11 protein-coding genes are annotated in these 12,080 nt (G+C 38.4%); 7 read left to right on the forward strand and 4 right to left on the reverse strand.

Annotated features, from left to right (window positions below):
* Positions 1-112: 112 nt before the first annotated feature.
* Entirely contained in the window at positions 113-1,672 is a 1,560-nt protein-coding gene (locus tag FJR04_RS25510) for a Na+/H+ antiporter (protein WP_168500147.1), read from the forward strand.
* Positions 1,673-1,788: 116 nt separating this feature from the next.
* Here the strand turns inward: FJR04_RS25510 and FJR04_RS25515 are convergent, their stop codons facing one another.
* The 3 genes from FJR04_RS25515 to FJR04_RS25525 all read right to left on the reverse strand — a co-directional run bounded on the left by FJR04_RS25515 (position 1,789) and on the right by FJR04_RS25525 (position 6,388).
* Positions 1,789-3,321, reverse strand: a complete 1,533-nt coding sequence (locus tag FJR04_RS25515) for a YifB family Mg chelatase-like AAA ATPase (RefSeq protein ID WP_168500149.1) — start codon at positions 3,319-3,321, stop codon at positions 1,789-1,791.
* A gap of 91 nt (positions 3,322-3,412) precedes the next feature.
* Entirely contained in the window at positions 3,413-5,635 is a 2,223-nt protein-coding gene (locus tag FJR04_RS25520) for a CHASE2 domain-containing protein (protein WP_168500151.1), read from the reverse strand.
* Positions 5,636-5,638: 3 nt separating this feature from the next.
* Positions 5,639-6,388, reverse strand: coding sequence for a DUF928 domain-containing protein (locus FJR04_RS25525; RefSeq protein ID WP_168500153.1), 750 nt, complete (start codon positions 6,386-6,388; stop codon positions 5,639-5,641).
* A gap of 717 nt (positions 6,389-7,105) precedes the next feature.
* Between FJR04_RS25525 and FJR04_RS25530 the strand changes: the two genes are divergently transcribed.
* The 5 genes from FJR04_RS25530 to FJR04_RS25550 all read left to right on the forward strand — a co-directional run bounded on the left by FJR04_RS25530 (position 7,106) and on the right by FJR04_RS25550 (position 10,865).
* A complete protein-coding gene (locus FJR04_RS25530; protein WP_168500155.1) occupies positions 7,106-7,423 on the forward strand; it encodes a hypothetical protein in 318 nt (105 codons plus the stop codon).
* A gap of 77 nt (positions 7,424-7,500) precedes the next feature.
* The gene (locus FJR04_RS25535) at positions 7,501-9,228 is read left to right on the forward strand and encodes a succinate dehydrogenase/fumarate reductase flavoprotein subunit (RefSeq protein WP_168500157.1); all 1,728 of its coding nucleotides are present in this window, start codon (positions 7,501-7,503) and stop codon (positions 9,226-9,228) included.
* A 183-nt stretch (positions 9,229-9,411) separates the two neighbouring features.
* Positions 9,412-9,600, forward strand: a complete 189-nt coding sequence (locus FJR04_RS25540; RefSeq protein ID WP_168500221.1) for a hypothetical protein — start codon at positions 9,412-9,414, stop codon at positions 9,598-9,600.
* 639 nt (positions 9,601-10,239) lie between these two features.
* Positions 10,240-10,563, forward strand: coding sequence for an ATP-dependent Clp protease adapter ClpS (clpS, locus tag FJR04_RS25545; RefSeq protein ID WP_168500159.1), 324 nt, complete (start codon positions 10,240-10,242; stop codon positions 10,561-10,563).
* A gap of 5 nt (positions 10,564-10,568) precedes the next feature.
* Complete coding sequence (locus FJR04_RS25550; RefSeq protein WP_168500161.1) at positions 10,569-10,865, forward strand: DUF2103 domain-containing protein; 297 nt, start codon at positions 10,569-10,571, stop codon at positions 10,863-10,865.
* A 13-nt stretch (positions 10,866-10,878) separates the two neighbouring features.
* Here the strand turns inward: FJR04_RS25550 and FJR04_RS25555 are convergent, their stop codons facing one another.
* Positions 10,879-11,199, reverse strand: coding sequence for a hypothetical protein (locus FJR04_RS25555; RefSeq protein ID WP_168500163.1), 321 nt, complete (start codon positions 11,197-11,199; stop codon positions 10,879-10,881).
* Positions 11,200-11,675: 476 nt separating this feature from the next.
* Here FJR04_RS25555 and FJR04_RS25990 point away from each other — a divergent pair, with 476 nt between their 5' ends.
* On the forward strand, positions 11,676-12,038 hold the full coding sequence (locus FJR04_RS25990; RefSeq protein ID WP_217359537.1) for a four helix bundle protein: 363 nt from the start codon (positions 11,676-11,678) through the stop codon (positions 12,036-12,038).
* The last annotated feature ends 42 nt before the right edge of the window (positions 12,039-12,080 follow it).

Below are 12,080 nucleotides of genomic sequence, written 5' to 3' on the forward strand. Positions count from 1 at the left end.
GAGGCAATATGTTAAATATCCTAATCTTGATTTTATATCATGTCCGTTAAATCACTCATAATATAAATAATGAGTGCATTAACTATATCTAGTTACTCAATTGAATACCATTATGGCATTAGAGTGGGCAATGGAAGAAATCGTAATCGAAGAACAACTCAAGCAATTTCTACTTGTACTTTCTGTATCTCTGGGTGTAGCGACACTACCTCAAGTTTTTAGTTGGTTTCGCCGCATTCCTTACACCCTACTCCTGGTAATCGTGGGATTAGGGTTAGCATTTGTCAATGTGCGATTGGTGAATCTCTCCCCAGAATTGATTTTGATGATTTTCTTGCCACCACTGCTGTTTGAAGCTGCTTGGAACTTGAAATGGTCAGATTTAAAGCAAGATTTAGTCCCGATTTGTTTGTATGCAGTGATTGGGGTAGTCATTTCTATTGCTGGAGTGGCACTAGGTCTGAATCAATTTGCTGGACTAGAACTAAGTATTGCTCTATTAGTAGGAGCTAGTCTATCAGCAACTGATCCAGTTTCTGTAACGGCTTTGTTTCGGGAACTAGGCGCAAGCAACCGTCTGACAACATTGATGGAAGGGGAAAGCTTATTTAATGATGGTATGGCGGTTGTGGCTTTTGGCTTATTAGTAGCCTTGCCATTAGGTACTACCACACTAGACGTACAATCGGCTTTATTAGAATTTTTTCAGGTAGTAGGCATTGGTATCGGCATAGGTGGACTAATTGGGTTTGGGATCTCCTATCTGACACAACGTTTTGACTTACCACTAGTAGAACAGTCTCTCACCCTAGTTTCTGCCTACAGCACTTACCTTATTACAGAACATTTAGGTGGTTCTGGAGTAATTGGAGTTGTCACCACAGCTTTAATTTTAGGCAACTTTGGCTCACGGATTGGCATGAATCCACGGACACGGATCATCGTTTCCGAATTTTGGGAATTTTTAGCTTTCTTTGTCAATTCAATTGTGTTTTTGTTAATTGGTGATCAAATCCGTTTTGATGTCTTAGGAAATAATCTCAAAACTATTGCCATCACTATCGCTGCCTTGATTTTGGCACGTGCAGTATCCATTTATGGCTTAAGTAGTCTTAGCAACTGGTTAGCTAAGTCCAACATTTCTTTACCTGAACAAACTGTGCTGTCGTGGGGAGGTTTGCGGGGATCTGTCTCTATTGCCCTGGTTTTGAGTGTACCAGCGACATTACCCCACAGAGAGGAAATGATTGCCACAGTATTTGGAGTGGTTTTATTTACACTCTTAGTACAAGGTTTAACTACTCAACCATTATTAGAAAGACTCCAACTTTTAGGTTCGCAACCGCTACGTCAAGAATATATGGAAGCAATTACCCGTCAAGTTGCTCTCCAAAGGGCGCTGGAATATTTAGAAACAGTGCAGAAGCGTCCCGGAATTCAGCCGGAGTTTTATGACTATCAAAAACAACTTCTTGCCGGAGAAATTGCCCGTTGGCAAGAAAAAATAGACAAATTACTTGATGAATACCCAAATTTACAAGAATTTACCACCCAAGAATTAAGAGGGGAACTATTGGCAATTGAAGCCGATACCTATGCTGAGTTTGTCCGCATCGGTAGGTTAAATAAAGAACTTTTACCTTTTTTGCAAATAACACCGATTGATAATTGATAATTGACAATTGACAATTGACAATTGACAATTATCAACTCTTAAATAACCCAGATTCGAGACTATTATTTCTTCCCAATCACCAATTACCTTCTCCTAACCCTCTTTAATTTCTGCTATTGCATTCTATCAATTGTCCGATATTGAATCGCTTCCGCTACGTGCTGGGGTTTGAGATTTTCATCTCCTGCTAAATCTGCAATAGTTCTTGCTACTTTGAGAATGCGATCGCTTGCTCTTGCAGATAACCCTAATTTCCTAATTGCAGCTTCTAATAAATTGCGACTAGCATCATCTAAATTACACCATTTCTGAAGATGACGACTTTGCATTTGGGCATTACATTGCAGATTTTCTTGTTCCTGAAACCGAATTGTAGCCTGTTCTCTGGCTTTTTGGACTCGTCCCGCTACAGATTTTGATGATTCTCCCGTTGGTTGTTGCAGAATTTCTTCTGGTTTCAACCGATTTACTGCCACTTGCAAATCAATTCTATCCATTAATGGACCAGACAACTTTGCCCAATATTGTTCTCGTTGTCGAGGGGAACAAGTGCATCCTTGAATTGTATCGCCATAATAACCGCAAGGACAGGGATTTGTGCTGGCTACTAATGTAAATTGTGCTGGAAAAGTTACCGATTGTTTAGTTCGAGAAATCGTTACATAACCATCTTCTAAAGGTTGACGCAGAAACTCTAAAACATCTCTTTTAAATTCTGTTAATTCATCGAGAAAAAGCACACCTCTGTGGGATAATGAAATTTCGCCAGGACGGGGAAAAGTGCCACCACCAACCAAAGATGGACCCGATGCGGAATGGTGAGGACTGCGAAAAGGGCGATCGCGCACTAAAGAACCACGATTTTTCAACAATCCAGCCACAGAATGAATCCGTGTTACTTCCAAAGATTCCGAAAAACTTAGAGGTGGTAAAATCCCCGATAAACGTCTTGCTAACATCGTTTTTCCGCTGCCTGGTGGTCCCACAAAAATCAAATTATGTCCCCCCGCAGCCGCAATTTCTAAAGCTCTTCGTGCATGAGCTTGTCCTTTGACATCTTGCAAATCTGCTAAATTTAAAAATGTTTCCTGAGCAGTTTCAATTGTTTGATTTAACTGGACAGGTTTATAATTTCTGGGATTATTTAATAAATCCACCACATCAGCAACATGATTACAACCATAAACCGCCAAACCTTCAACAACAGCCGCTTCTTGGGCATTATCAACAGGAACAACTAAACCAGAAATTCCCATTTTTTGTGCAGTTGCAGCAATAGGTAAAACACCAGCAACAGGACGTAAACTACCATCTAAAGATACTTCACCTAAAAATAAAAAATCTCCCAACAAATCAGCCTTAACTTGTTCAGAAGCTGCTAAAATTCCTACACTTATTGGTAAATCAAAAGCCGGTCCTTCCTTTCTTAAATCTGCGGGAGTTAGGTTAATAACAATTTTCCGCATGGGAAAAGCAAAACCCGCATTTTTTAAAGTTGCTTTCACCCGTTCTTTAGATTCTTGAATAGCCGAATCTGGTAAACCCAAAATCACAATTCCTGGTAAACCTCCAGAAACATCAACTTCCACCCCAACTTTAACCGCGTCAATCCCAACAATAGATGCACTCCAGACTCTAGCCAGCATTTTTTATATATGAATAAACTTTAGTAATATCAAAGCAGATTTGTAGGTGCATTAACATGAGTGAAATCACAGAGATAATTAGATCAATACCTCATGAATTCATGTTGATTTCCCGGATTTTATTCAATCGGGCGATCGCTTTTTGGGGAAGAGTTGTAAATCGAAGCAAAAAATAATTTTCGTCAACAGTAGATTTTTTAACTACTTTTGCATATATATCTGGCTCTTCATCACATAAAGCCGTATCTGTCAATAATTTGATTTTAATATTACTTAATCTTTCTAAGGAATGGTTAGAACTCAGTTGTGCGCCATGTTCAGAAAGTCCTACCAATGTACCAGCAAACAATTCTCCATCTACGTGCTTCCCTTGTAATATCATATATTCAATTAATAATTCCTCACTCAAACTGACCATACTTTCTTCTTCCGTCGGCAAAAATAGCTGATATTCCCCACCAATACCACCAACTTCATATAAATTAACAGGGTATTTTATCCCTTTAGCTTCTACTTCCAATTCACTATCAATTCGCAAATCAATATCAGCATCATGATAAGTATGCTCAGAAATAAAAATCTGCCCTCCCACTGTATATGACTCAATTCGCGCTGCTAAATTCACATGACCACCAATAACAGTATATTCTGCACGTTTTTGAGAACCAATATTACCTGCAACCACATCACCAGTATTAATACCAATACCCATTTCCAGGATTGGCAAATTCATAGCTTGATTTGTGTTATTTACTTGCTTCATTGCTAACTGCATCGCCACCGCACAGGCGATCGCTCGCTGGGAATCATCTTCACGACTAATTGGCGCACCAAACATCACCAAAATGCCATCACCCATAAAATCATTAATTGTCCCTTTATATTGATGAATAATATCAGTCATAGCCTCTAGATACAAATTGAGAATTTTAACCACTTCTTCGGGGGAAAATTCTTCAGAAATTGAGGAAAACCCTCTTAAATCAGATACTAAAACTGTGACTTTTCTCCTCTCTCCTCCCAATTTCAAAGCAGCCGGATTTTCTAATAAATTATTAACTACTTCATCTGTTAAATAACGTCCAAAAGTCTTTTGCATACTGGTTGCATTACTAGCCACATATTGGGTAATAACCATTGCTGATCCAGCTAATGCTAAAAGTGGTGGAATTACAGGAATCCACCAACCAAATATAAATAATAAAAAACAACCACTAACTAAAAAACCACCTGCCAAAATAATACCAATTACCAAGAGGCGATAACTATAGCGTAATTGCCAACTGACAATAGCACCAATAGTTGACCAACTAAATATCCAGATATATTCCCATGGGTCATTCCAAGTCTTAATTAATGGACGACCGTCTAGGGCTGCACTTAAAATTTGACTAGTTAAATTTGCGTGAATTGTTACACCCGGCATTCGTTGTGGAGTAGCGAATACTTTATTAGTATAAGGTGTGTAAAATAGGTCTTTTAAACTTCCCGCAGTAGACCCAATTAACACCACTTTTTCCCGCATAAAATCTGGGGGAATCCGATTTTCTAAAACTTGTGTTAAAGAAACAGTAGGAAACTTTTCTACACTTCCTCGATAATTTAAAAGAACTTGATAGCTTCCTTCTCGCGTTCTTATATAACTACCATCATTCGCTGTAAATCGAGGAAAAACAACCTTCCCTAATTGTAAATAATCTGGATTAGTTTTGGCAGCTTCTTCTGTAATTCCCTCTGGCTGTAAATATAACAATGCCAATTTTAGAGATAAGCTTTCTAACACATCACCATTGTCTAAAAACAGGTAAAGTAATCCTCTGCGGACTTTACCATCATCATCGAGAATTAAATCGTTTCCTCCTACTTGTTGCTTTTTCTCAAGAATATATGGTGGTTTAATGGGTGAATTATCCTCATTCTTAAAAACTTTTTGGATACCAATCAAGTTAGGAGTCGATGAAAATACTTTAGTTAAAGATTCATTTCCAGGATCAACCTTTAAATTTCGATAAATATCTAAACCAATAGCTCTAGGTTTTTGCTGCTTAATTTTCTCTAATAAATTGGCCAATACAGCATCAGAAATAGGCCATTGTCCTTGTTTTTCAATGTCTTTTTCATCAATTGCTACAATAACGACGCGACTATCAACTGGCTCTTTGGGACGGAGGAGAAAAAATTGATCTAAAGCTGTTAATTCAACTAATTGAAGTAAGCCTGTCAACCTGATCAGGGTGACAATAACTGTAGCATTAGAAATAGCAATTAATACTCCCCGCCATTGCCAGAGTTTGCTGATCAATAGTTCTTGCATATATTATCTATTATTCACCGAGCAGGAATTGATTAATTTTTTAGATATCATTTCATTCAATCCCGCTGATTCTAAAAATTGTCTCCACTTCATCCTAACTAATAAGTTATTTGGTTCAATGCAGCGTTGTTTAGCGATCGCATTTAGTCCTTCATTCCAAATTCCTGCTTCTCCATAAATAGCCGCTAGATTTCGGGAATTAGAGCTTTCCAGATTTTTTAATAAAGAAGAATCAGCTTCGATTCGTTCTATCCAGGAACTGATACGAGGATTGGCGCTAAAGTCTTCATTATTACAAATCATGCTGATAGACCATTGATAAGTTTGATTAATTTTCAGGGGAGGTGCATTTTCAGGTAACGTAAAGCTAATAATTCCCGATTCTTTAGGCATAGGCAATTTACCTTCATATAAATTTTCAGTTTCACCAGTAGCAAAAATATTAAATTCGAGGGTTGTAGCTGTGGAATCAGGTACATACAAGAAGAAAGTAGGACGCTCAGATACAGTTGTCCCAACTATATTTGCTGGAGTTAAAGGTATTAGTGATTCTGGCTTTTTCAGACATGATCTTCCTCTAGTAGCTCCTCCATCTGTAACTGGGTTCGGTTTATTATCTACTCGCGGTTTAAATTTCTGACTGATTTGTAAAGGTTTGAGTTTGGAGAATGACTGAGCTTGAACTAAACCTATTTGAGAAAATAAAGTTACAGAAAATGCTAAGGAAAATAGAGTTCTCTGAATCAATTTCATGGTCAAATATCCTTTTGATTAGTTATTCAATCTGGCAATTATGAACAAGTAATGAGTATGTGAAAATCCATCGCTGTCAAAGCCCTATTCCTCTTGAAATCACTATTCATCACCTCATCGGCATGATAGGATTAAAGGGAACATTTAGGGAATACACAGCATTAATAACAATTTACGCAGTAAAATCCAGTTTTGTTGATATTTTCCCATTAGGTACTCAAAGTTGTAAGTAGTCGTGTAAAATAAATTGTACATTTAGGAGAGGGAACAGATAAGCAATACAGGGATTTGTATTTGTTCCAAAAATATGCAATTAATTTTACTCAGGTACTTATCTTGTTAAGGGGTTACATAAATGCTTTTACTACTAAAAAATATGTAAAATAAAACACATACTAACACATTTACAGTGAATTGTGGGTGAGGTCATAGCTATGTATAACCAGAAGACGAGTCACTTGTTAACCGTGTTCCCATTTTAACTGGAAGACGGGAATAAATGCTTATTTAAACAGTAAATATACATAAGCATACTTAAATTTTTAATCCGGGACTAACTATGGTTTGCGAATAGCATCGCGTAGTGGAGAGAGGGAACGGTCGCCCAGACAGAATGTAAAGTAATATTACAAAGCTTGGAAAAATATTGAGAAATTGTTCTCCTGGCAAACATAGCTCTAAGGTAGAAGCTATAGAAAAGAATTGAGACCAATTAAAATGAACAAAGATAATATTCAAAACTATCGGTTTGCTTGCACTTTAACTTTCGGTGATATCTACGGCCAAATTATCGTTTGGTTAATCACGATTACTATTAGCTTGGCATCAGCTTTAGCCTTAATGGGGGCAAAGCGACCAGTATACGCTTTGGCTACAGTAGGTCTTGTTGTTCTATTATCTCTACCTTTTCTGCTTTTTGCGTTTGTGACGACTTTATTAAATAATATTGAACTCAATGCTGTAGAACCGGAGACCCAAAGCCAACCAGCAAAAAGCAATATGTCCCGACAAACTCCCATACAAGCAATTAATTAAAGGGAATTTTCCCAAATTACAATTTTCTTATTACCCTGTCCTGTAGACAGGGAATTTTTTTATCTCGGTGATTGATAATGCTAGAACATGATGTAATTATTGTTGGCGGCGGTTTAGCGGGATGTCGGGCGGCGGTGGAAATTGCCCGTACCGATCCTAGTTTAAAGGTAGCGGTAGTTGCCAAAACTCACCCGATACGCTCTCATTCGGTAGCTGCTCAAGGTGGTATGGCGGCTGCTTTAAAAAATGTTGATGATACAGATAGTTGGGAAGCCCACGCTTTTGATACTGTCAAGGGTTCGGATTATTTGGCTGATCAAGATGCTGTAGCAATTTTAACCCAAGAAGCACCGGATGTGGTGATTGATTTAGAACATCTAGGGGTTTTATTCTCTCGTTTACCAGATGGACGGATTGCTCAACGGGCTTTTGGTGGCCATTCTCACAATCGCACTTGTTACGCGGCTGATAAAACCGGTCATGCGATTTTACATGAGTTGGTCAATAATTTGCGCCGTTATGGTGTGCAAATTTACGAAGAATGGTATGTAATGCGCCTGATTTTAGAGGATGGTCAGGCTAAGGGTGTGGTAATGTTTCATCTCTTGGATGGGCATATTGAGGTGTTACGGGCGAAAGCTGTGATGTTTGCCACGGGGGGATATGGTCGCGTTTATAACACGACTTCTAATGATTATGCTTCCACTGGTGACGGTTTGGCGATGACGGCTTTGGCTGGTTTACCTTTGGAAGATATGGAATTTGTGCAATTTCATCCTACGGGGTTGTATCCTGTGGGCGTGCTGATTTCTGAGGCTGTGCGCGGAGAAGGGGCATATTTAATTAATTCCACAGGCGATCGCTTTATGGCCAATTACGCCCCCAGTCGTATGGAATTAGCCCCCCGTGATATTACCTCAAGAGCGATCGCTTATGAAATCCGGGCTGGTCGCGGTGTGAATATTGATGGTAGTCCAGGCGGTCCTTTTGTCTATCTGGATTTGCGCCACCTGGGTAAGGAAAAAATCATGAGTCGTGTTCCCTTCTGTTGGGAAGAAGCCCATCGTTTAGTCGGTGTAGATGCTGTCACTCAACCTATGCCTGTCCGTCCCACTATTCATTACTGTATGGGTGGTATTCCTGTTAACACTGATGGACAAGTTCGTAATAGTGAAGATGGTTTTGTCGAAGGCTTTTTTGCCGCTGGGGAAAGTGCTTGTGTCTCTGTCCACGGGGCTAATCGTCTCGGTAGTAATTCTCTATTGGAATGTGTAGTTTATGGCAAACGGACTGGGGCAGCGATCGCTAATTATGTCCAAAATCGCCAATTACCATCAATAGATGAAACACGGTATATCAAGGAAGCTCAACAACAAATTCAAGTTCTGATAGAACAACCAGGAAAATACCGCATTAATCAAATTCGTCAAGCTTTCCAAGATAATATGACTGAATATTGCGGCGTTTTCCGTACCGCCGAATTAATGGGTCAGGGATTGGATAAAATTGCCGAATTACAACAGCAATATTCACAAATATATTTAGATGACAAAGGTACTAGCTGGAATACAGAATTAGTCGAAGCCTTAGAACTGCAAAGTTTAATGGTAGTAGGACAAACCATTTTGGCTTCAGCCCTGAATCGCCAAGAAAGTCGCGGCGCACATTTCCGAGAGGACTTTTCTCAAAGGGATGATATCAACTTTTTGCAACACACAATGGCTTATTATTCACCCACAGGAATTGATATTCAATATCGTCCAGTGACAATTACTATGTTTGAACCCAAGGAACGCAAGTATTAGGCGACAACCCCATTAATCACAAATGTAGAGAATCAAGAAGAACAGCACATTTCACCTTCATTCGGTGGTATACATAAAAGTCACAAGCAATTGACGAGAATTTATACTTCTTGTGTTGAGGTTAAACCCAGCAATATTGAAGAATTCCCTCAATTCAAAGTAGAAGTTAAAGGGATATATGTCATGAAAGAATACATGAGTATTTTAGAAGGTTTAGTTGAGCAGTTGACGCTTGGGGCAATTTTAGAGATGCTAGAGCGTATATGCCATAAAAAAGCGGAAAATCTGAGAACTCACTGGAATGATGAGGAATCTGCAAAACGATGGGATAAAGCCGCTAGACAGATAGAAAATATCAATGTTGATATTTGAATGTTAGGGTGAATTACTTGCAGGGTATGAATTGGGGCTAATAAGTTGGTGGACTTGAGATCACCAAAATCTGGAAAGAAAAGTAAAATCTCCCAAAACTTGCTTCTTTTTCCTCGTCATAACGACAATTTTTAAGGACAAACTACCTAATCTTTGATGTTGTGCATAGCTTATTGCCCCAAAAAACCAGCAAGTAATAATGGTAATAATATCAGAGCCGACACAATTAGGACAAGAGTTGCCGGATCGATTTTGATATGATTCTTATTGGGATCACGCATTTAGAAATGCCTCGAAAAATAGGTATTTTTTTCAAACTGGAAATGGGTGGTTGATTTACGTCGTGCTGTATTAAGTAAAAAATCGTTTTTGTAAATGTCAGCAACGAAAGTTGAAATTGTGGCAAGGGGATTTTTAGACATTACACCACAAGAGAGCAAAAATCAATATAGGAGAAGTAAGTAGGTTTGTGTTAAAAATACTCGTTGGGCAGGGAGCAGGGAGCAGGGGAAGTAGGAGAGAAAAATATTCTTTTGCAACTGACAACTGACAACTGACAACTGACTCCCAGCCAACAATGGATTAAACTAGTTATTTGTAGTATTAGTTTGTAAAACGTCGTTTTTGACTTATTTATCTATGATGACCAAACTTGCAGATGTGTATAGTATGGCAGCAGCGCCAACAGTGACACCAGATCGGGTTAATCAAGTCACTCGGAAAACTTATCCTAATTACAAGGTGATTGTGTTGAATGATGATTTCAATACTTTCCAGCACGTAGCTGAGTGTTTAATGAAGTATATTCCGGGAATGTCGGGCGATCGCGCTTGGGATTTGACTAATCAGGTTCACTATGAAGGACAAGCTATAGTCTGGACAGGACCTCAAGAACAAGCAGAACTATATCACCAACAACTGCGTCGGGCTGGGTTAACAATGGCTCCTCTGGAAGCAGCTTAATTACTATGCCTAAACCCACCGATGGTAGACTTGTTTGGAATCACTCTACCCATATTCCCGGACTTATTCCTATTTTAGAACGCTTGTGTCAACATGACGGTATTGGCACTGTGACACCTGCGGTAATTGGTAGAGTCAGAGGTCATGCACCAAAAATGCTTTTGCGTGTCTCAGTACCCATTCGCGGTGGTTATAAAATCATTGCCCGTCAGGGTAAGACTGTACAAGAGGTATTTATCCTGACAACTTTACTCCAGGATGAACTAGAAAATGCGATCGCGATCGCGATGAGAATTAACTAACTGTGACTTTCTATTACTCTTCAATTCTATGAACTGCAAATTTATGTAACGGTAAACTAAGAATACAAGAAAATGTTAAGAAATATGACAAAGCTATAGTAATTCTCAAACTGACAACTACGATTTCCCAATCAAATAAAAATACTTTTTCGATAGCAAAAGCGATACAGTATACTAACCAGTAAGCAAAGCTCATTCTTAACAGATTTTCTTCTGTTTCTTGGAAATTGTCTATTTCTTGATTGTTGTCTTTCAATAACCAGATACCAACAATACAAGCGATCGAGGAAATAGCAACTACAAACTCATGGCAACACAAATTTACCGTAGGCATTTGTCCTTGTCTCCATTTTCAATGTTTGATATTTCTATGGAAACCTAGTCTAGAGGAATATGCCTTGGGGTTGTACACAATAGTTACAAATTGAAATAATGTAAATAATTAAAACAAAAATCGCCTTTTTTTGTTAAGTATTTTTACAAAAGAAGGGAACAGGGAACAGGGAACAGGGAACAGGGAACAGGGAACAGGGAACAGGGAATAGGGAATAGGAATAGGAACAGGAAATAGGGAATAGGGAATAGGGAATAGGGAATAGGGAATAGGAACAGGAAATAGGGAATAGGGAATAGGGAATAGGGAATAGGGAATAGGGAATAGGGAATAGGGAATAGGGAATAGGAACAGGAAATAGGAAATAGGGAATAGGGAATAGGGAATAGGAACAGGAAATAGGAAATAGGAAATAGGAAATAGGAAATAGGGAACAGGAACAGGAAATAGGAAATAGGAAATAGGGAATAGGAAAAATGTCAGATATTAATGACTTTAAAGATTTAACGATTTGGCAAAAAGGGATGGATATTTCTGAAAGGTGCTATTTCCTTACTAAACTTTTTCCCAAAGACGAGCTATATGCTATGGTTCAACAAATTAGAAGAAGTGCAGTATCAATTCCAGCTAATATAGCTGAAGGATATGGGCGACGATATACAGGGGAATATATAAGATTTTTAAACATAGCGCAAGGTTCAGTTAATGAATTAGAAACTCACCTAATTTTATCTAAGCGAGTAGGATTATGCTCAGAAAAAGATATAGAAATGATTCTTAATTTATTAAAAGAGGAAAGCAGAATGATTATTAGTCTTATTAAAAAACTAGAAAATTAAAAATTTTTTCCCTATTCCCTATTCCCTATTCCCTATTCCCTA

The organism is Anabaena sp. UHCC 0204, from assembly GCF_009711975.1.
GTDB lineage: Bacteria > Cyanobacteriota > Cyanobacteriia > Cyanobacteriales > Nostocaceae > Dolichospermum.

Coding starts and splice junctions, on each gene's coding strand:
- FJR04_RS25540 (WP_168500221.1), top strand. CDS start 9,412: ATGAAAGAATACATGAGTATTTTAGAAGGTTTAGTTGAGCAGTTGACG.
- FJR04_RS25510 (WP_168500147.1), top strand. CDS start 113: ATGGCATTAGAGTGGGCAATGGAAGAAATCGTAATCGAAGAACAACTC.
- clpS (WP_168500159.1), top strand. CDS start 10,240: ATGATGACCAAACTTGCAGATGTGTATAGTATGGCAGCAGCGCCAACA.
- FJR04_RS25990 (WP_217359537.1), top strand. CDS start 11,676: ATGTCAGATATTAATGACTTTAAAGATTTAACGATTTGGCAAAAAGGG.
- FJR04_RS25525 (WP_168500153.1), bottom strand. CDS start 6,388: ATGAAATTGATTCAGAGAACTCTATTTTCCTTAGCATTTTCTGTAACT.
- FJR04_RS25515 (WP_168500149.1), bottom strand. CDS start 3,321: ATGCTGGCTAGAGTCTGGAGTGCATCTATTGTTGGGATTGACGCGGTT.
- FJR04_RS25555 (WP_168500163.1), bottom strand. CDS start 11,199: ATGCCTACGGTAAATTTGTGTTGCCATGAGTTTGTAGTTGCTATTTCC.
- FJR04_RS25550 (WP_168500161.1), top strand. CDS start 10,569: ATGCCTAAACCCACCGATGGTAGACTTGTTTGGAATCACTCTACCCAT.
- FJR04_RS25530 (WP_168500155.1), top strand. CDS start 7,106: ATGAACAAAGATAATATTCAAAACTATCGGTTTGCTTGCACTTTAACT.
- FJR04_RS25535 (WP_168500157.1), top strand. CDS start 7,501: ATGCTAGAACATGATGTAATTATTGTTGGCGGCGGTTTAGCGGGATGT.
- FJR04_RS25520 (WP_168500151.1), bottom strand. CDS start 5,635: ATGCAAGAACTATTGATCAGCAAACTCTGGCAATGGCGGGGAGTATTA.